Here is an 18,635-nt window from a genome sequence, read left to right on the forward strand (position 1 = left end):
CCGCACGGCCGCACTGTAGGTGCGGCTCCGGAAGCGGACAAGAGGGCGCGGACAGAACGTCAGTGACCTGTGGTCAGCTCCCTGAGGGCGACGTTGAGTTGGAGGACGTTCACCCACGGCTCGCCGATGAAGCCGAGGGTGCGGCTCTCCGTCTGCTCCCGCACCAGGTGCTCGACCCGCGCGACGGGCAGGTGGTTGCGTTCCGCCACCCGGTGCGCCTGGAGCAGCGCGTAGGCCGGGGAGATGTCCGGGTCCAGGCCGGAACCCGAGGAGGTCACGGCGTCGGCCGGAACGTGGGAGGGCTTCACCTTGTAGCCGGACGTGGAGTTGAGCCTGACGACCTCGGCCCGTGCCCGCTCGACCGCCTGGACCAGCTTCGGGTTGTTCGCGGCGAGGTTGGTGGCGCCGGAGACGAGCAGCTTGTACTGCGTGTTCACGGTGTTCGCGCTCAGCCCGGCGGCCGGGCGCGGCTGGAAGTAGTCGAGGCCGTAGTGCTGTTGCCCGATCAGGGAGGAGCCGACGACCCTGCCGCCCTCCTCGACCTCCGAGCCATTGGCCCGGTGCCCGAGGAAGGCCTGGGCCACGCCCGTGACGACGAGCGGGTAGACGACACCGGTGAGCAGGGTCAGCGCGAGCAGCGCCCGCAGGCCCGCCGCCAGTTGACGGCCGGTGTTCACAAGGGACTGGTTCATGTGCGTCAGCCGATCCCGGGAATCAGGGAGATGAGCAGGTCGATGAGCTTGATGCCGATGAAGGGCGCGATCAGCCCGCCGAGGCCGTAGACGGCGAGGTTGCGGCGGAGCATCCGGTCCGCGCTCGTCGGCCGGTAGCGCACACCCCGCAGGGCGAGCGGCACCAGCGCGATGATGACCAGCGCGTTGAAGACGACCGCGGACAGGATCGCCGAGTCGGGCGAGGACAGCCGCATGATGTTCAGCTTGTCCAGGCCCGGGTAGACCGCGGCGAACAGGGCCGGGATGATCGCGAAGTACTTCGCCACGTCGTTGGCGATGGAGAACGTCGTGAGCGCGCCGCGGGTGATCAGGAGCTGCTTGCCGATCTCGACGATCTCGATCAGCTTGGTCGGGTCGGAGTCGAGGTCGACCATGTTGCCGGCCTCCTTGGCGGCCGACGTACCGGTGTTCATGGCCACGCCGACGTCGGCCTGGGCCAGCGCGGGCGCGTCGTTGGTGCCGTCACCGGTCATCGCGACCAGCTTGCCGCCGCTCTGCTCGCGCCTGATCAGCGCCATCTTGTCCTCGGGCGTGGCCTCGGCGAGGAAGTCGTCGACACCGGCCTCGTCCGCGATCGCCCGGGCGGTCAGCGGGTTGTCGCCCGTGATCATGACGGTCTTGATGCCCATCCGGCGCAGTTCGGCGAAGCGTTCGCGCATACCGTCCTTGACCACGTCCTTGAGGTGGATGACGCCGAGGACCCGGGCGCCGTCCTGGTCCTCGGCGGCGACCAGCAGCGGTGTGCCGCCGGCCGCGGAGATCTCCTTCGAGAGGCGGTCGGTGTCCTCGGCGATCCGGCCGTCCCGCTCCTGGACCCAGGCGATGACGGATCCCGTCGCGCCCTTGCGGATCCTGCGGCCGTCCACGTCCACGCCGGACATCCGGGTCTGGGCGGTGAACGCGATCCACTCGGCCCCGGCGAGCTCGCCCTGGTGCCGCTCGCGCAGCCCGTACCTCTCCTTGGCCAGCACCACCACGGAACGGCCCTCGGGGGTCTCGTCGGCCAGCGAGGAGAGCTGGGCGGCGTCCGCCAGCTCGGCGGCGGTGGTTCCGCGCACGGGGACGAACTCCGAGGCCCGGCGGTTGCCGAGGGTGATGGTGCCGGTCTTGTCCAGAAGCAGCGTGGACACGTCGCCGGCGGCCTCCACCGCCCGCCCCGACATCGCCAGCACGTTGCGCTGGACCAGCCGGTCCATGCCGGCGATGCCGATGGCCGACAGCAGGGCGCCGATCGTCGTCGGGATGAGGCAGACCAGCAGTGCGACGAGCACGACCATGGTCAGGTGCGTGCCCGCGTAGTCGGCGAACGGCGGAAGTGTGGCGCAGGCGAGGAGGAAGACGATCGTCAGCGAGGCGAGCAGGATGTTCAGCGCGATCTCGTTGGGCGTCTTCTGCCGTGCGGCGCCCTCGACGAGGCCGATCATCCGGTCGATGAAGGTCTCGCCCGGCCTGGTGGTGATCTTGACGACGATACGGTCGGACAGGACCTTCGTCCCGCCGGTCACGGCGGACCGGTCGCCGCCGGACTCGCGGATCACCGGCGCCGACTCCCCGGTGATGGCGGACTCGTCGACGGAGGCGACGCCCTCGACGACGTCCCCGTCGCCGGGGATGACGTCGCCCGCCTCGCACACGACGAGGTCGCCGATGCGCAGCTCGGTGCCGGGGACCTCGGTGCCGTCCACCCGGTGCGCGACGGTGTCGGTCTTGGCCCGGCGCAGGGTCTCCGCCTGCGCCTTGCCGCGGCCCTCGGCGACCGCCTCGGCGAGGTTGGCGAAGACGACGGTCAGCCACAGCCAGGCGCTGATCGCCCAGCCGAACCAGTCGCCCGGCCGGGTGAGGGAGAAGGCGGTGGTCAGCAGCGAGCCGATCCACACCACGAACATCACCGGTGACTTGACCATCACCCGCGGATCGAGCTTGCGGAGGGCGTCGGGCAGCGACCTGACCAGTTGCCGGGCGTCGAAGAGACCGGCACCGACCCGGCTCCTGCCGGACGGGTGCCCGGTGGGCACGTCGCTGTGGGGTGCCCGGGCCCTGGTGAGTGCGGACATGGAGCCCTCGTGGTTCTGTGTGGAGGTGGTCATCACGCCAGCCCCTCGGCGAGCGGGCCCAGTGCGAGGGCCGGGAAGTACGTCAGACCGACGACGATCAGGACGGCGCCCACCAACATGCCGGTGAACAGCGGCTTCTCGGTGCGCAGGGTGCCAGCGGTGACCGGCACCGGCTGCTGTGCGCCCAGGGAGCCGGCCAGGGCGAGGACGAACACCATCGGCAGGAAGCGGCCGAGCAGCATGGCCAGCCCGGTCGTGGTGTTGAACCAGTCGGTGTTCGCGTTCAGGCCGGCGAAGGCGGAGCCGTTGTTGTTGGCGGCCGAGGTGTAGGCGTAGAGCACTTCGGAGAACCCGTGCGCGCCGGGGTTGAGCGCTGAGTGCGGCGGGGTCGGCAGGGCCATCGAGAAGGCGCTGAACACCAGCACCAGCGCCGGGGTGATCAGGATGTAGACGGCGGCCAGCTTGATCTCCCGGGAGCCGATCTTCTTGCCCAGGTACTCGGGGGTGCGCCCGACCATCAGACCGGCGATGAAGACCGCGATGACGGCCATGATCAGGATGCCGTACAGGCCGGAGCCGACACCGCCGGGCGCGATCTCGCCGAGCATCATGCCGAGCATCGCGATACCGCCGCCGAACCCGGTGAGCGAGGAGTGCGCGGCGTCGACGGCGCCGGTCGAGGTGAGCGTGGTCGACGCCGCGAAGATCGAGGAGGCGCCGATGCCGAACCGGACCTCCTTGCCCTCCATCGCGCCGCCCGCGATCCGCAGCGCGCCCTCGTGGTGGGCGAACTCGGTCCACATCAGCAGGGCGACGAAGGCGAGCCAGATGGTGGCCATCGCCGCGAGGATCGCGTAGCCCTGCCGGACCGAGCCGACCAAGACGCCGAACGTCCGGGTCAGCGCGAAGGGGATGACCAGGATCAGGAAGATCTCGAAGAGGTTGGAGAACGGGGTCGGGTTCTCGAAGGGGTGGGCGCTGTTGGCGTTGAAATAGCCGCCGCCGTTGGTGCCCAGTTCCTTGATGGCCTCCTGGGAGGCCACCGCCCCGCCGTTCCACTGCTGCGCGCCGCCGAAGAACTGGCCGACCTCGTGGATCCCGGAGAAGTTCTGGATCACCCCGCAGGCCACCAGCACGATCGCGGCGACCGCGGCCAGCGGGAGGAGGACGCGCACGGTGCCGCGCACCAGGTCGGCCCAGAAGTTGCCCAGTTCACCGGTGCGGGACCTGGCGAAGCCGCGGACCAGGGCGACGGCCACGGCCATGCCGACGGCCGCCGAGACGAAGTTCTGCACGGCCAGACCGGCGGTCTGCACCACGTGGCCCATGGTCTGCTCGCCGGCGTAGGACTGCCAGTTGGTGTTGGTGACGAAGGACGCGGCGGTGTTGAAGGCCTGTGCGGGGGCGACGGAGCGGAAGCCGAGCGAGAGCGGCAGCACGCCCTGGATCCGCTGGAGCAGGTAGAGGAAGAGGACACCGGCCAGGGAGAAGGCCAGCACGGCGCGGATGTACGCGGGCCAGCGCATCTCCGCGTCCGGATCGGCACCGGTGGCCCGGTAGATCCATCTCTCGAGCCGCAGGTGGCGCCGCCCGCGGTAGACGCCGGCCATGTAGGTGCCGAGCGGAACGTAGGCGAGTGCCAGTGCGGCCATGAGAGCGAGCAGCTGGAGCACTCCGGCGAGTACGGGACTCATGACGCGGCTCAGAACCTCTCCGGGAAGATCAGGGCGAGGACGAGATAGCCCAGCAGGGCGACGGCCACGACCAGGCCGACGATGTTCTCGGCGGTCACAGCTTCGTCACCCCCTTGACGGCGAGGGCCACGAGCGCGAACACCGCGACCGTGACGACGACGAAGGCCACATCGGCCATCGCGAACTCCTGGAGTGAGGACGAACGGACATCAACGATTCGAGGAAACGACCTCCTCTGGCCGATTCCGACCACTGTTGACGGCTCCCATACGGCGGCACACCCACCCTTGACGGACCCCTGACGACGCGCCACCCGGCTGCGGCGGCGGGGTGGCGTCAAGAACCGGTCCGGGCGCGTCAGAGGCGTGTCAAGGGCAGGTGCCGAAGCTCTCCGGGGGCCCTAACGTCGGACACATGGGACTCCGCGACGACGAGCGAGCCGGCACCGACCCGGTGCCGCGGGAACCCGGCCGCACGGCCCGGACCCACCCGTGGGCGCGGGAACTGCGCACCTCGGTCTGCTGCTCCGTGGCACTGCTCGCCCTGCTGTTCCTGATCGACTGGGGCACGGGCAGCCTCACCTGGTGGCGCGGCGTGCTCTGGTTCACGCTCGCGGTGCTGCTCTTCGTGGTGCTGTGTCCGCCGCGCGTCCGCGCCGGCCGGGGCTGGATCGCCTCCCGGTCGCTGCTGCGCAGCCGCCTGGTCCGTACCGACCTGCTGGTGTCGGTGCGCGCGGTCGACGGTGTATGCCGCCGGCTGGTGCTGCGGGACTCCCTCGGCGGGCGGGTGGAGCTGGATCCCGAGGTCCTGGTGGACCATCCCGACGTCTGGTACCGCCTCGACGAGGACGCCCGGCACTGTGTGGCCGCGGGCAGGCTCCGGTGCGGGACGGACGAGCTGCGCGACATCTCCGAGCAGGTCGACCGGGAGACCGCGCTGGCGGTGTTCCGGATCTCGGGACTGGAGTCATGACGCTGGGTGTCCGCCGCGGGTTCGGCTGCCGTCTTTCCCCCGGACGGCCCAGTGCGCGGTAAAACCTGCGTGTCCGCTGGTCATGAGGTGATATCGGGATCGCCACGCCCGCCCTTGCCGAAAGGTTGACGCCTGCTCACACGGGTACTCGTGAGCCCTTGCGTTACTCTCCGCATACGCTTGTGACCCGTCCGCATGGCGGCCCGGTCCGTGACGGCCGGTCCGCACGCGAGCCACACCTCAGGAGCAGGGGCATGGCGACCACCGAGCACCCTCCCAGTCGCCTGCGCGCCTGGATGCTGGAGGGCCTGTCCGACATGGGCAAGGGCATCCAGCAGGCCCCGCACGCCCTGCCGGAGCCCCCGCACAAGGGGCAGTGGTGGTGGAGGGTGATGTGCCTGACCGGCGTGGACTACTTCTCGACACTCGGCTACCAGCCGGGCATCGCGGCGCTCGCGGCCGGGCTGCTGTCGCCCATCGCCACCCTCGTGCTGGTCCTGGTCACCCTCGCGGGCGCCCTGCCGGTGTATCGCCGGGTGGCGTCGGAGAGCCCGCACGGCGCGGGCTCGATCGCCATGCTGGAGCGGCTGCTGTCGTTCTGGCAGGGCAAGCTGTTCGTGCTGGCCCTGCTCGGCTTCGCCGCCACCGACTTCCTGATCACCATGACACTGTCGGCCGCGGACGCCTCGACGCACCTGGTGGAGAACCCGCATCTGACGGCCGCGCTGCACAGCCACCAGATGCTGATCACGCTCCTGCTCATCGCACTGCTCGGCGCGGTCTTCCTCAAGGGCTTCGTGGAGGCGATCGGCGTCGCCTTCGTCCTGGTCGGAATCTATCTCGCGCTGAACGTCGTGGTGGTGGCCGTCGGTCTGTGGCACGTCCTCACCGCCGGCCATGTGGTCACCGACTGGACCAGCGCGCTGACCGCCCAGCACGGCAACGTCTTCCTCATGGTCGGCGTGGCCCTGCTCGTCTTCCCCAAACTCGCGCTCGGCCTGTCCGGCTTCGAGACCGGCGTCGCCGTCATGCCGCACGTGCGGGGCGACCCGGACGACACCGAGGAGCGGCCCACCGGCCGGATCCGGGACACCAGGAAGTTGCTCACCACGGCCGCGCTGATCATGAGCTGCTTCCTGATCGCCACCAGCTTCATCACCACGCTGCTGATCCCGGCGCCGGAGTTCAAGGCCGGCGGCCAGGCCAACGGCCGTGCCCTGGCCTATCTGGCGCACGAGTACCTCGGCAACACCTTCGGCACGGTCTACGACGTCTCGACCATCCTGATCCTGTGGTTCGCGGGCGCCTCCGCGATGGCCGGGCTGCTCAACCTGATGCCGCGGTACCTGCCCCGCTACGGGATGGCCCCGCACTGGGCGCGGGCGGTCCGCCCGATGGTCATCGTCTTCACCCTGATCGGCTTCCTGGTCACCTGGATCTTCGACGCCAACGTCGACAAGCAGGGCGGCGCGTACGCCACGGGCGTGCTCGTGCTGATCAGCTCCGCGGCGATCGCGGTGACCATCGCCGCCCGCAGGGCCGGCCAGCACAAGTGGACCATCGCGTTCGGGGTCATCTCGGCCGTGTTCCTCTACACGACCGTCGTCAACATCATCGAGCGTCCCGACGGTGTGAAGATCGGCGCCTGCTTCATCACCGGGATCGTCCTGGTCTCGCTGATGTCCCGGCTCGCGCGTTCGTTCGAGCTGCGGGTGACGAGCGTGACGCTGGACGGCATGGCGGAGCGGTTCGTCAGGGACATCGCCAGCCGCAAGATCCGGTTCATCGCGAAGGAACCGGAGCGGCAGGACAAGGCCGAGTACCGCGACAAGATCGAGCAGATCCGCAGCGACAGCGACATCCCGCTCACCGAGGACTTCGTCTTCGTCGAGGTGACGGTCACCGACCCCTCGGAGTTCGAGGCCGGACTGACCGTGTGCGGGGAGGTCAGGCACGACCGCTACCGGGTGCTGGCCATGGAGTCCGCGTCCGTCCCGAACGCCCTGGCCGCGCTCCTCCTCCATGTCCGGGAGATGACCGGCCGCACCCCGCACATCTACTTCGAGTGGACCGAGGGCAACCCGTTCGCCAACTTCCTGCGCTTCTTCCTCTTCGGCCAGGGCGAGGTCGCACCGGTCACGCGCGAGGTGCTGCGCGAGGCGGAGCCGGACCGAGCCAAGCGCCCCCGGGTACACACCGGCTGAACCGCGCCGGGCCGAGACGGGTGCGCACCGGCCCGCCTCCACCACCGGCCGAGCCGCGCCCGCGAACGGCCCACCCCCAGGTCAGCCTCACACCACCTGCGGCTCTATCGTGACCGGCATGCAGTCCTACACGATCGGGCAGGCGGCCCGGCTGCTCGGCGTCAGCCCGGACACGGCGCGACGCTGGGCGGACGCGGGCCGGATGGCAACCCACCGCGACGACAGCGGACGCCGGCTCATCGACGGCCGGGACCTCGCCGCGTTCTCGGTCGAACTGGCCCGCAGCGGCGGCGAGGAGGGCCCCTCGTACACGTCGGTCCGCAACGCCTTCGCCGGCATCGTGACCGCCATCAAGCTCGGCGACGTCGCCGCCCAGGTGGAGATCCAGGCCGGCCCGCACCGGCTCGTCTCCCTGCTGACCCGGGAGGCCGTGGAGGAACTGGGCCTGGAGGTCGGCATGGAGGCCACCGCCCGTGTGAAGTCGACGAACGTGCACATCGACCGGGCATGAGCGAACCGGCTCACACCCGGTCACGCGCGCGATAGCCGCCGTCCACGCGGATCGCCCGTACGCCGCTGACGTACCGCGCGCCGCATCGGTCCTGCGGCAGGACCAGCTGGGGGCCGGCGCCGTCGAGCCGGGTGCCGTCGATGCTCACCGCGAGCAGGACCGGAGCGTCGGCGAAGTCGGGGTCGATCTCCGCCCACGACAGCAGCGCGTGGTGCCCGTCGGCGGCCGTGACCGCGATCAGGAAGCGCAGCCGGTCCTTGCGCCGGGCCGGGTCGAAACCGGGCCCCGCCGCGGACAGCACGTCGTACAGGCGCGGTCCGGTGAAGCGGTGGTGCTGCACCCCGCTCGTGGCGCAGGCGAAGGCGACTCCCACCCCGTGCTGCGGCCACCCGAGCAGATCCCGCACGGTCAGCCGGGCCGGGCGGGCGAGGTCGCCGGTCAGGTCGAGCTCCGCGAGCGTCACGGGCACCACCTCCTGAGGGTCCGTACCCGAGCGACCGCACCGTACAAACGCATATGCAAGGCATGTCTCGCGCAGCACCGGCTCATGCGATGCAACAGGGGTCTTACACCTGGCAATTGCGGCAGTATGATCGCTTCACGGCCATCGAACGGTCGTGGCAGGGCGCGACAGCTTCTTCCGTGCAGAGCCAGAGGAGTAGAACCGTGATGACCCGTTCCACGCGACGGACCAGGATGCTGCAGTCGGGAGTGGCGGGGGCCGCGGCGTTGCTCGTCCTCAGCGCCTGCTCCTCGTCGTCCTCCGACGGTTCGTCCACGGCCGGATCCGACACGTCGGCGTCCGCCGCGCCGAAGCTGTCCGGCACCGTGACCGTCTTCGCCGCCGCCTCGCTGAAGGAGAGCTTCACCGCGCTCGGCAAGCAGTTCGAGCAGCAGCACCCGGGCGCCAAGGTCAGCTTCAACTTCGGCGGCAGCGACAGCCTCGCCGCGAGCATCACCTCCGGTGCCCCCGCCGACGTGTTCGCCGCCGCCAGCCCCAAGACGATGGCGATCGTGACCGACAAGAACGACGCGGACGGAACACCGGTCACCTTCGTCCGCAACCAGCTGGAGATCGCGACCGCGCCGGGCAACCCGGACAAGATCTCCTCGCTGAAGGACCTCACCAAGTCCGGTCTGAAGGTCGTCCTGTGCGACAAGACCGTGCCCTGCGGCGCCGCCGCCCAGAAGGTGCTGGAGGCGAGCAACCTCAAGCTGACCCCTGTCTCCTACGAGCAGGACGTCAAGAGCGCCCTGACGAAGGTCGAGCTGAAGGAGGCCGACGCCGCCCTCGTCTACAAGACCGATGTGAAGGCCGCCGCCGACCGGGTCCAGGGCGTGGAGTTCCCGGAGTCGGCCGAGGCCGTCAACGACTACCCGATCGCCCTGCTCAAGAACGCGCCGAACGCCGCCGCGGCCAAGGCGTTCATCGAGCTGGTGACGTCGGCCGACGGCCAGAAGGTCCTGACCGGGGCCGGGTTCCTGAAGCCGTGACCGGGATCGACGAGGCCCTCGTCGCGACCCGGAAGAACGGGTCGCGGCGCGGTCGCGCGCTCGGTGGCGCGCCGCTGCCTCTGCTGGTCCCCGCCCTGGTCGGCCTGGCCTTCCTGCTGCTGCCGCTGCTCGCGCTGCTGATCCGGGCGCCCTGGCGCAGCCTGCCGGGCCAGCTGACCAGCGCCGAGGTGTGGCAGGCGCTCCAGTTGTCCCTGGTCAGCGCCACCGCCGCCACCGCCGTGAGCCTGGTGCTCGGCGTTCCGCTGGCCTGGCTGCTGGCCCGTACGGACTTTCCCGGACGCGGATTCGTCCGGGCCCTGGTCACGCTGCCGCTCGTGCTGCCGCCGGTCGTGGGCGGTGTGGCCCTGCTGCTGGCCCTGGGGCGCAACGGCGTCGTCGGGCAGTGGCTGGACTCCTGGTTCGGGATCACACTGCCGTTCACCACGGCCGGGGTGGTGGTCGCGGAGGCGTTCGTGGCCATGCCGTTCCTCGTGATCAGCGTCGAGGGCACACTGCGGGCCGCCGACCCGCGCTACGAGGAGGCGGCCACCACACTGGGCGCCTCACGCTTCACCGCGTTCCGCCGGGTCACCCTGCCGCTGATCGCGCCGGGCATCGCCGCGGGCGCCGTGCTCGCCTGGGCGCGGGCGCTCGGCGAGTTCGGCGCGACGATCACCTTCGCCGGCAACTTCCCCGGCCGTACGCAGACCATGCCGCTGGCCGTCTACCTGGCCCTGCAGAACGATCCGGCGGCGGCGATCTCCCTGAGCCTGGTGCTGCTCGCGGTGTCGATCGCCGTACTGGCGGGTCTGCGGGACCGTTGGATGACGGCCTCGTGATGACGCCGCCGCCGATCCCGGCCCGCCCCGTATCCAGGACGTTCATCTCATGACCGACATCGACCGGACCCCGGCCGGCGTGCGTGCCGGGGGCGCGAGGGGCGAGGGCCTGGACGCCCGCCTCGTCGTCGACCGCGGCACCTTCCGCCTCGACGTCGCGCTCACCGCCGCCCCGGGCGACGTGGTGGCGCTGCTCGGCCCGAACGGCGCCGGGAAGACGACGGCGCTGCGCGCCCTGGCGGGCCTGGTGCCGCTCACCGGCGGCCATCTGCGCCTGGACGGCGCCGCCCTGGACCGCACGCCGCCCGAGTCACGCCCGGTCGGTGTGGTCTTCCAGGACTACCTGCTGTTCCCGCATCTGTCGGCCCTGGACAACGTGGCCTTCGGACCGCGCTGCCGGGGCGCGTCCAAGTCCGAGGCCCGCGCGCAGGCCGCGCGGTGGCTGGACCGGATGGGGCTGGCCGACCACGCCGGGGCCAAGCCCCGCCGTCTCTCCGGCGGCCAGGCACAGCGCGTGGCCCTGGCCCGCGCCCTGGCCACCGGGCCGCGGCTGCTGCTGCTCGACGAACCGCTCGCCGCGCTCGACGCCCGCACCCGGTTGGAGGTCCGCGCCCAGCTCCGCCGGCACCTCGCCGAGTTCGAGGCCGTCGCCGTCCTGGTCACCCATGACCCGCTGGACGCGATGGTGCTGGCCGACCGGCTGGTCGTCGTCGAGCACGGCCGTGTCGTCCAGGAGGGCACCCCGTCGGAGATCGCCCGCCGTCCGCGCACCGACTACGTCGCACAGCTGGTGGGCCTGAACCTCTACCGCGGCGAGGCGGAGGGCCACACCGTCCGCCTCGCGTCCGGACCCGCCGTCACCATCACGGAGGCGCTGTCGGGAGCGGTCTTCGTGGCCTTCCCGCCGAGTGCGGTCACTCTCTACCGGGACCGCCCCTCGGGCTCCAGCGCGCGCAACCTGTGGCAGTGCGAGGTCGCCGGCCTGGAGACCCACGGCGACCAGATCCGCGCCGACCTGACCGGCGAACTCGCCCTCACCGCGGACCTGACCACGGTCGCGGCAGCCGAACTGGATCTGCACCCGGGCGCGGCGGTGTGGGCGACCGTCAAGGCGACGCAGACCCACGCCTACCCGGCTTGAGGCACCGGCCGCCCTACGGTGGGTGATCAGCACGTCCCCCACCCCACGAGGCGCCCCCATGAGCCTGAGCATGCGCAACCAGTTGCCCGGAACGGTCACCTCCGTCACCCCCGACGAGGCGATGGCCCTCGTTCACGTACGCCTGGACGGAGGCGGCCGGCTCACGTCCGCGATCACCCGGGACGCCGTCGAGGACCTGCGGCTGAGCGAGGGCACCACCGTGCGCGCCCTGGTGAAGTCGACGGAGGTGTCCCTGGCCACCGGTCCGGTGGAGGGCCTGTCCATCCGCAACCGGCTGCCGGGCACCGTCAGCCGGATCACCCTCGGCGCGGCCATGGCGTCCGTCCGGGTCGGCGTGGCGGGCGGCGAGCTGACCGCCGCGATCACCAGGGACGCCGTCACGGACCTCGGCCTGGCGCAGGGCACGCACGTCACCGCCCTGATCAAGTCGACCGAGGTCGCCCTGGCCACCGTGTGACGACACGGCGAGGGCTCCCGCCCGGGTCGGACGGGAGCCCTGTGAGCCGCTCGCTCAGTCCTCGTACGCGTCCAGCGGCGGGCAGGAGCAGACGAGGTTGCGGTCGCCGAAGGCCTGGTCGATGCGGCGCACCGGCGGCCAGTACTTGTCGGCCACCGAGACCCCGGCCGGGAAGACGGCCTCCTCACGGGTGTAGCCGTGCTCCCACTCCCCGCCGAGCGCGGCGGCGGTGTGCGGGGCGCCGCGCAGCGGGTTGTCGTCCTCGGCCCACTGTCCGGCACCGACCTTCTCGATCTCGGCGCGGATCGCGATCATCGCATCGCAGAACCGGTCCAGCTCGGCCAGGTCCTCCGACTCGGTCGGCTCGATCATCAGCGTGCCGGCCACCGGGAACGACATCGTCGGCGCGTGGAAGCCGTAGTCGATCAGCCGCTTGGCCACGTCGTCCACGGTCACGCCGGTCGCCTTGGTCAGCGGGCGCAGGTCGATGATGCACTCGTGGGCGACCAGGCCGCCGGGGCCGGTGTAGAGCACCGGGTAGTGCGGCTCGAGGCGCTTGGCGACGTAGTTGGCGCTGAGCACGGCGACCTGCGTGGCCCGCTTGAGGCCCTCGCCGCCCATCAGGCGGACGTAGGCCCAGGAGATCGGCAGGATGCCGGCGGAGCCCCACGGCGCGGCCGAGATCGGGCCGACCCCGGTCTCCGGGCCGGCGCCGGGCTGCAGCGGGTGGTTCGGCAGGTACGGCGCCAGGTGGGAGCGCACGCCGACCGGGCCTACGCCGGGACCGCCGCCGCCGTGCGGGATGCAGAACGTCTTGTGCAGGTTCAGGTGGGAGACGTCGCCGCCGAAGTGGCCCGGCTTGGCGAGGCCCACCAGGGCGTTGAGGTTGGCGCCGTCGACGTACACCTGGCCGCCGGCCTCGTGGACCTGCGCGCAGATGTCGGCGACGTGCTCCTCGAACACGCCGTGCGTGGACGGGTAGGTGATCATCAGCACGGCCAGCTGCTCGCGGTGCTGCTCGATCTTCGCCCGCAGGTCGTCGACGTCGATCTCGCCGTCCTCGGCGGTCTTGACGACGACGACCTTCATGCCGGCCATCACGGCGCTGGCGGCGTTGGTGCCGTGCGCGGAGGACGGGATGAGGCAGATGGTGCGCTGCTCGTCGCCGTTGGCCCGGTGGTAACCGCGCACGGCGAGCAGACCGGCCAGCTCGCCCTGGGATCCGGCGTTCGGCTGGAGGGAGACCTTGTCGTAGCCGGTGACCTCGGCGAGACGCTCCTCCAGCTCACGGATGAGGATGAGGTAGCCGTCCGCCTGCTCGGCGGGCACGAACGGGTGCATCTGCCCGAACTCCGGCCAGGTGACCGGCTCCATCTCGGTCGTCGCGTTGAGCTTCATGGTGCACGAGCCCAGCGGGATCATGCCGCGGTCGAGCGCGTAGTCGCGGTCGGCCAGCCGGCGCAGGTAGCGCAGCATCGTGGTCTCGGACCGGTACTGGTGGAAGACGGGGTGGGTGAGGTAGCCGTCGGTGCGCAGCAGCGCCTCGGGCAGCGCGTCCCCGGCGGACGCGTCCAGCGCCTCGATGTCGCCTCCGACACCGAAGGCGGCCCACACGGCGCGCAGCCGGTCCCGGACGGTGGTCTCGTCGCAGGCGACCGAGACGTGGTCGGCGTCGACGAGGCGCAGGTTCACGCCGCCCTCGCGGGCCGCGGCGACGACCTCGGCGGCACGCCCCTCGGCCTTGACGGTCAGCGTGTCGAAGTACGCGCCGTGCACGACCTCGAAGCCGCCGGCCTCAAGGCCCTCGGCGAGGACCGTGGCGTAGCGGTGGGTGCGCAGCGCGATGTCCCGCAGGCCCTCGGGGCCGTGGTAGACCGCGTACATGCCGGCCATGACGGCGAGCAGCACCTGGGCGGTGCAGATGTTGCTGGTGGCCTTCTCGCGGCGGATGTGCTGCTCGCGGGTCTGCAGGGCGAGGCGGTAGGCCTTGTTGCCGTCGGCGTCGACGGAGACGCCTACCAGGCGGCCGGGCAGGCTGCGCGCGAACTTCTCCTGCACCGCCATGAAGCCGGCGTGCGGGCCGCCGAAGCCCATCGGCACACCGAAGCGCTGGGTGGTGCCGACGGCGATGTCCGCGCCGAGCTCGCCGGGCGACTTCAGCAGGGTGAGCGCGAGCAGGTCGGCGGCGACGGTGACCAGGGCGCCCAGCTCGTGCGCCTGGTCGATGACGGGCTTCAGGTCGCGCACGGCGCCGGAGGCGCCCGGGTACTGCAGGAGCACGCCGTTGATCTCGCGCTCGGCGATCTCGGCGGGGATGCCCGCGCCCAGGTCGGCGACGACGACCTCGACACCGGTCGGCTCGGCGCGGGTCTGGATGACCGCGATGGTCTGCGGCAGCGTGTCCGCGTCGACCAGGAACAGGCCCTTCTTGTTCTTGCCCATGCGCCGGGACAGCGACATGGCCTCGGCGGCGGCGGTGCCCTCGTCGAGCAGGGACGCGCCGGAGGTCGGCAGACCGGTCAGGTCGGCGACCACGGTCTGGAAGTTCAGCAGCGCCTCGAGGCGGCCCTGGGAGATCTCCGGCTGGTAGGGGGTGTAGGCCGTGTACCAGGCCGGGTTCTCCATGACGTTGCGCAGGATGACCGGCGGGGTGAAGGTCCCGTAGTAGCCGAGTCCGATCATCGAGCCGAGGACCTGGTTGCGGTCGGCGAGGGAGCGCAGCTCGGCCAGCACCTCGGCCTCGGTGCGCGCGCCGGGCAGGTCGAGCGCGTCGGCGTTCTTGATCACATCGGGCACCGCGGCGGCGGTGAGCTCGTCGAGCGAGCCGTAGCCGACCTGCGCGAGCATCTTGGCCCGCGCCTCCGGGTCGGGCCCGATGTGGCGCTGTTCGAAGGGGATGCCCTGTTCGAGCTCGGAGAGCGGAATGCGCTGGGCGGTCATTGCGGAGGCCTCCTGGTCTGACACGACCTTCGAGGGACACCACGGCACGGGTGCCCCGACGGCCTCCCCCTCTGTCATCTCAACCTGAGAGTTTCACCGGGCCGCCCGAGGGCCCCGGTTTTCACCGTCGGTGAGAGCGGAAGACGTCGAAATCCGCTCTGCTTTCCAGAGTGACCTCGTCCGTGCGGTACGTGGGCCTGAGAGATTCCGGGGAGGATTTGCTCCTTCGGCGCCCCCGGTGATGCCGGAGGGCTCTCCCGCACGGGGTCAGCAGCCGTTGCCCAGCGTACCAGCGGGGCAGCCGCACGGGCCTTCGAGTGGCCGCTCTGCCGAATGTGCTCTTTTGTAGTGCTTACGGATGAGTTGCGACCACGTGGAGGGACAGTGCAGACGGAGATCGATCCGCGCAACCTGATCGGCCGCAAGGCGCTCGACCGCAACGGCCACAAGATCGGCACGGTGGACGAGGTCTACCTCGATGACGCCACCGGAGTACCGGAGTGGGCGGCGATACGCACCGGCCTGTTCTCCCGGGACGCCTTCGTCCCCCTGGAACCCAGCGAACTGGTCGAGGGCACCCTGCGCGTCCCCTTCGACCGCACACTGATCAAGGAGGCCCCCGACTTCGGCGTGGGCCGCCACCTGTCCCCCGAGCAGGAACTGCAGCTCTACCACCACTACGGCCTCGACGTGGCTCCCCCGGCCGTCCCGGACCACCGCTTCGGCAAGCTGGCGGGCTCCGGCTCGGGCCCGGACGAGAGCTGAGCCGGAGGAACCTCAGGGACCAGAGGCAGGGGTTCGGCCGGTTCCAGGTCCGGGTCGTCCAGAGGGAACGTGCGGACCCGGCCCGGCGCGGAGCCGGGGGTCTCGAAGCGGACGGTGACGCGGCCGAGACCGCTGCCCTGCACCCATCCGTGGCCGTACTCGGCGTGCCGCACGTCGTGGCCCGCCGGCAACCGCCGCTCGGTGGGCGCAGGCTGCTGCTCGACGGGTTCCTCGGGCCGCTCCTCGGCCGGGCCGCGACCCTCCTCTCCCTCGGCCTGCGCGCCCGCCGCCTGCGCGAACAGGTCCTCCTGGGTGTAGTCGGCGAGCCCTGACACACCCACGCCGAGCAGCCGCACGCCGCCGGTGGTGTCCACGGAGTCCAGCAGCCGGGCGGCCGCCTCCCGTATCACCGTGGGGTCGTCGGTGGGCCCGCGCAGGGTCTCGGAGCGGGTCAGGGTGGAGAAGTCGTAGCGGCGCACCTTCAGCACGATGGTGCGCCCCGACAGACCGGCACCGCGCAGCCGCCCCACGCAGCGGTCGGCGAGCCGCTGCACCTCCAGGGCGACCCGGACGCGGTCGTGGATGTCCACGTCGTAGGTGTCCTCGACGGACACCGACTTCGCCTCGCGCTCGGCGACGACGGGACGCTCGTCGTGGGCCAGCGCCATCGCGTACAGCGCGTGCCCGTGCGCTTTGCCCAGCAGCCGTACGAGCTCGTCCTCCCCGGCCTCGGCGATCTCCTCGACGGTGTGGATCCCGGCCCGCCGCAGATGGTCGCCTGTGGCCGGGCCGACGCCCGGCAGGGTCCGCACGGACAGCGGCCCGAGCAGGGCACGCTCGGTGCCCGGCTCGATGAGCACCAGCCCGTCGGGCTTGGCCCGCTCGGAGCCGATCTTGGCGAGCATCTTGGAGGCGGCCAGCCCCACGGACCCCGTGAGCCCCGTGACCGCCCGGATGTCGGCGCGCAGTCTCGTCCCCGCCAGCCGGGCGGATTCCGCGTCCCAGGCGGCTCCCCCGGCCTCCAGGTCCACGAACGCCTCGTCCAGGCTCAGCGGCTCCACCAGCGGCGACAGCGTCCGCAGCAGGCCCATCACCCGCTCGCTGATGGAGCGGTAGAAGGCGAAGCGCGGCACGAGGTACGCGGCGTTCGGCGCCAGCCGCCGCGCCTGGGCCATCGGCATCGCGGAGTGGACACCGAAGACACGCGCCTCGTACGACGCGGTGGCCACCACCCCGCGCGGTCCCAGCCCGCCCACGACCACGGCCTTCCCGCGCAGGCTCGGCTTGGACCCCTGCTCCGCGGAGGCGAAGAAGGCGTCCATGTCGAGGTGGAGGATCGTTGGTGCGGTTCTCACATCTACGATGCTGCACCACGCCACTGACAACGCCCCGGTGGATCGGGCCGGGTCAGCGGCGGGTCAGTGGCCGAAACGCCCGTGTCGGCCCGGGGGACGGCTCAGACGGCCCGGTTGCGCCGCCGTGCCAGCTCGTCGCGCGGGTTGGGCCCCACGAGCGTCTCCCCGGTGTCGATCCGCTCACCGTGCAGCTGCGACAGCGCGCTCTCCACATCGCGCCACACCACGCCGATGGCGATGCCGAAGATTCCCTGGCCGCCCTGGAGCAGGGCGTGCACCTCGTCGGGCGACGTGCACTCGTACACCGTGGCACCGTCGCTCATCAGCGTCATCCGCTCCAGGTCACGGAACCCGCACTCGCGCAGGTGCTGGACGGCGGTACGGATGTTCTGCAGCGACACACCGGTGTCGAGGAACCGCTTGACGATCTTCAGGACGACGACATCCCGGAAGCTGTAGAGGCGCTGGGTGCCCGATCCGTGGGCGGGCCGCACGCTGGGCTCGACCAGCCCGGTGCGCGCCCAGTAGTCCAGTTGCCGGTAGGTGATACCGGCGGCCGCGCAGGCCGTCGGACCGCGGTAGCCGATCTGCTCGGTCGCCATGACCGCCGCCCCTCCGCTGCTCGGCACCGCCGTCGGTCGCTGCGGAGCACGACCGGCCACGCCATCGAGAGGGGGATACCCCCCGCTCGGTCGGATCCGAGAGCCCGGGGGAGGGTACGGACCGCTTCCCCCGGCATTGCGTCCGGGGGCACCCCCAGCCGTACCGTCGCCGCTGCTTCTCACGCCGACCTCCGTCCTTGACCTGCCTCCTCGACGGTAGGCAGTCACCAGGGGTGCGTCAACGATCGCCACACTCGGCACGCCGAGTGATAATCACCCTAAGAGTGGTTTCGCGTACCCCATCGCCGGGAAAGGCTATCCGAATGCTCCGGAGGGAGGGCGCGGGGCGGTCTCCCGTGGCTCATTCGGACGCTTCACTGGCTGCTGGTGCCGAAGTCCTCCGGCGAGATCTGGTCGAGGAACTCGCGGAACTTCTCCACCTCGTCCTCCTGCTCGTCCGGGATCGCGATCCCCGCGTCGTCCAGCACCGTGTCACTGCCGAAGATCGGCGTACCGGTGCGCAGGGCCAGCGCTATGGCGTCGGACGGCCGGGCGCTCACCTCGACACCGCTGGCGAACACCAGCTCGGCATAGAAGACGCCTTCACGCAGGTCCGTGATGCGCACTTCCGTGAGTTCCTGGCCGACAGCCTCGAGCACGTCCTTGAACAGGTCGTGGGTCAGCGGTCGCGCGGGGGCCATGCCCTGCTGGGCGAAGGCGATCGCCGTCGCCTCCCCTGGCCCGATCCAGATGGGGAGGTAGCGGTCGCCTCCCACTTCACGCAGGAGCACGATCGGTTGGTTGGAGGGCATCTCGACCCGGACACCTACGACATCGAGCTCGTTCACACAG

18 protein-coding genes and 1 riboswitch are annotated in these 18,635 nt (G+C 71.1%); of the genes, 8 read left to right on the forward strand and 10 right to left on the reverse strand.

Going from position 1 to position 18,635, the window contains the following annotated elements; all coding sequences use genetic code 11:
- Positions 1 to 59 precede the first annotated feature (59 nt).
- Genes kdpC through OIE49_RS07095 form a run of 5 tightly spaced genes read right to left on the reverse strand, consistent with a single transcriptional unit; the run spans position 60 to position 4,735 of the window.
- Positions 60 to 692: a potassium-transporting ATPase subunit KdpC gene (kdpC, locus tag OIE49_RS07075; protein WP_326801587.1), complete on the reverse strand. Its 633-nt coding sequence runs from the start codon at positions 690 to 692 to the stop codon at positions 60 to 62.
- A gap of 5 nt (positions 693 to 697) precedes the next feature.
- On the reverse strand, positions 698 to 2,821 hold the full coding sequence (gene kdpB / locus OIE49_RS07080) for a potassium-transporting ATPase subunit KdpB (protein WP_326801588.1): 2,124 nt from the start codon (positions 2,819 to 2,821) through the stop codon (positions 698 to 700).
- Positions 2,821 to 4,482, reverse strand: coding sequence for a potassium-transporting ATPase subunit KdpA (gene kdpA, locus OIE49_RS07085; protein WP_326801589.1), 1,662 nt, complete (start codon positions 4,480 to 4,482; stop codon positions 2,821 to 2,823). The genes kdpB and kdpA overlap by 1 nt, the downstream gene beginning before the upstream one ends.
- Before the next feature lie 8 nt (positions 4,483 to 4,490).
- Positions 4,491 to 4,580, reverse strand: coding sequence for a K(+)-transporting ATPase subunit F (gene kdpF / locus OIE49_RS07090; protein ID WP_016434100.1), 90 nt, complete (start codon positions 4,578 to 4,580; stop codon positions 4,491 to 4,493).
- Positions 4,577 to 4,735: a hypothetical protein gene (locus OIE49_RS07095; protein WP_159024810.1), complete on the reverse strand. Its 159-nt coding sequence runs from the start codon at positions 4,733 to 4,735 to the stop codon at positions 4,577 to 4,579. Before OIE49_RS07095 ends, kdpF begins: the two co-directional genes overlap by 4 nt.
- 161 nt (positions 4,736 to 4,896) lie before the next feature.
- Here OIE49_RS07095 and OIE49_RS07100 point away from each other — a divergent pair, with 161 nt between their 5' ends.
- From OIE49_RS07100 to OIE49_RS07110, 3 genes are all read left to right on the forward strand, one after another.
- Positions 4,897 to 5,454, forward strand: coding sequence for a hypothetical protein (locus tag OIE49_RS07100; RefSeq protein ID WP_326801590.1), 558 nt, complete (start codon positions 4,897 to 4,899; stop codon positions 5,452 to 5,454).
- Positions 5,455 to 5,708: 254 nt separating this feature from the next.
- The gene (locus tag OIE49_RS07105) at positions 5,709 to 7,658 is read left to right on the forward strand and encodes an amino acid transporter (protein ID WP_326801591.1); all 1,950 of its coding nucleotides are present in this window, start codon (positions 5,709 to 5,711) and stop codon (positions 7,656 to 7,658) included.
- 118 nt (positions 7,659 to 7,776) lie between these two features.
- Positions 7,777 to 8,169, forward strand: coding sequence for a TOBE domain-containing protein (locus OIE49_RS07110; RefSeq protein WP_326801592.1), 393 nt, complete (start codon positions 7,777 to 7,779; stop codon positions 8,167 to 8,169).
- A gap of 10 nt (positions 8,170 to 8,179) precedes the next feature.
- Here the strand turns inward: OIE49_RS07110 and OIE49_RS07115 are convergent, their stop codons facing one another.
- Positions 8,180 to 8,641: a molybdopterin-dependent oxidoreductase gene (locus OIE49_RS07115; protein WP_100567230.1), complete on the reverse strand. Its 462-nt coding sequence runs from the start codon at positions 8,639 to 8,641 to the stop codon at positions 8,180 to 8,182.
- Positions 8,642 to 8,838: 197 nt separating this feature from the next.
- Between OIE49_RS07115 and modA the strand changes: the two genes are divergently transcribed.
- From modA to OIE49_RS07135, 4 genes are read left to right on the forward strand one after another with little or no spacing between them, the layout of a single operon-like run.
- Complete coding sequence (gene modA / locus OIE49_RS07120) at positions 8,839 to 9,663, forward strand: molybdate ABC transporter substrate-binding protein (protein ID WP_326801593.1); 825 nt, start codon at positions 8,839 to 8,841, stop codon at positions 9,661 to 9,663.
- Positions 9,660 to 10,502, forward strand: coding sequence for a molybdate ABC transporter permease subunit (gene modB, locus OIE49_RS07125; RefSeq protein WP_401743124.1), 843 nt, complete (start codon positions 9,660 to 9,662; stop codon positions 10,500 to 10,502). The genes modA and modB overlap by 4 nt, the downstream gene beginning before the upstream one ends.
- Before the next feature lie 49 nt (positions 10,503 to 10,551).
- Positions 10,552 to 11,643, forward strand: coding sequence for an ABC transporter ATP-binding protein (locus OIE49_RS07130; protein WP_326801594.1), 1,092 nt, complete (start codon positions 10,552 to 10,554; stop codon positions 11,641 to 11,643).
- A gap of 58 nt (positions 11,644 to 11,701) precedes the next feature.
- Entirely contained in the window at positions 11,702 to 12,121 is a 420-nt protein-coding gene (locus OIE49_RS07135; RefSeq protein ID WP_100567226.1) for a TOBE domain-containing protein, read from the forward strand.
- 54 nt (positions 12,122 to 12,175) lie between these two features.
- Here OIE49_RS07135 and gcvP read toward each other — a convergent pair whose 3' ends face one another.
- Positions 12,176 to 15,061: an aminomethyl-transferring glycine dehydrogenase gene (gcvP, locus tag OIE49_RS07140; protein ID WP_326801595.1), complete on the reverse strand. Its 2,886-nt coding sequence runs from the start codon at positions 15,059 to 15,061 to the stop codon at positions 12,176 to 12,178.
- A 175-nt stretch (positions 15,062 to 15,236) separates the two neighbouring features.
- Positions 15,237 to 15,331, reverse strand: a riboswitch (glycine riboswitch).
- A gap of 114 nt (positions 15,332 to 15,445) precedes the next feature.
- On the opposite strand from gcvP, the gene OIE49_RS07145 reads away from it, so the two are divergent.
- Positions 15,446 to 15,826 carry a PRC-barrel domain-containing protein gene (locus OIE49_RS07145; protein ID WP_326801596.1) on the forward strand — a complete coding sequence of 127 codons (381 nt, stop codon included), beginning with the start codon at positions 15,446 to 15,448 and terminating at the stop codon, positions 15,824 to 15,826.
- On the opposite strand, the gene OIE49_RS07150 is transcribed toward OIE49_RS07145, so the two are convergent.
- The 3 genes from OIE49_RS07150 to OIE49_RS07160 form a co-directional block, all read right to left on the reverse strand.
- Positions 15,739 to 17,181, reverse strand: coding sequence for a DNA polymerase IV (locus tag OIE49_RS07150; RefSeq protein ID WP_326801597.1), 1,443 nt, complete (start codon positions 17,179 to 17,181; stop codon positions 15,739 to 15,741). The two genes, OIE49_RS07145 and OIE49_RS07150, sit on opposite strands and share 88 nt — an antisense overlap.
- A gap of 101 nt (positions 17,182 to 17,282) precedes the next feature.
- Entirely contained in the window at positions 17,283 to 17,966 is a 684-nt protein-coding gene (locus OIE49_RS07155; protein ID WP_326801598.1) for a MerR family transcriptional regulator, read from the reverse strand.
- Between the two features lie 191 nt (positions 17,967 to 18,157).
- Positions 18,158 to 18,631, reverse strand: coding sequence for a bifunctional nuclease family protein (locus OIE49_RS07160; RefSeq protein WP_037684412.1), 474 nt, complete (start codon positions 18,629 to 18,631; stop codon positions 18,158 to 18,160).
- Positions 18,632 to 18,635: the final 4 nt, after the last annotated feature.

Origin of the sequence: Streptomyces sp. NBC_01788 (assembly GCF_035917575.1) — a bacterium.
GTDB lineage: Bacteria > Actinomycetota > Actinomycetes > Streptomycetales > Streptomycetaceae > Streptomyces.

Excerpts from the sequence above, each read along its gene's own strand:
- kdpC (WP_326801587.1), bottom strand. The coding sequence starts at position 692 with ATGAACCAGTCCCTTGTGAACACCGGCCGTCAACTGGCGGCGGGCCTG.
- kdpB (WP_326801588.1), bottom strand. The coding sequence starts at position 2,821 with ATGACCACCTCCACACAGAACCACGAGGGCTCCATGTCCGCACTCACC.
- kdpA (WP_326801589.1), bottom strand. The coding sequence starts at position 4,482 with ATGAGTCCCGTACTCGCCGGAGTGCTCCAGCTGCTCGCTCTCATGGCC.
- OIE49_RS07100 (WP_326801590.1), top strand. The coding sequence starts at position 4,897 with ATGGGACTCCGCGACGACGAGCGAGCCGGCACCGACCCGGTGCCGCGG.
- OIE49_RS07105 (WP_326801591.1), top strand. The coding sequence starts at position 5,709 with ATGGCGACCACCGAGCACCCTCCCAGTCGCCTGCGCGCCTGGATGCTG.
- OIE49_RS07110 (WP_326801592.1), top strand. The coding sequence starts at position 7,777 with ATGCAGTCCTACACGATCGGGCAGGCGGCCCGGCTGCTCGGCGTCAGC.
- modA (WP_326801593.1), top strand. The coding sequence starts at position 8,839 with ATGACCCGTTCCACGCGACGGACCAGGATGCTGCAGTCGGGAGTGGCG.
- OIE49_RS07130 (WP_326801594.1), top strand. The coding sequence starts at position 10,552 with ATGACCGACATCGACCGGACCCCGGCCGGCGTGCGTGCCGGGGGCGCG.
- OIE49_RS07135 (WP_100567226.1), top strand. The coding sequence starts at position 11,702 with ATGAGCCTGAGCATGCGCAACCAGTTGCCCGGAACGGTCACCTCCGTC.
- gcvP (WP_326801595.1), bottom strand. The coding sequence starts at position 15,061 with ATGACCGCCCAGCGCATTCCGCTCTCCGAGCTCGAACAGGGCATCCCC.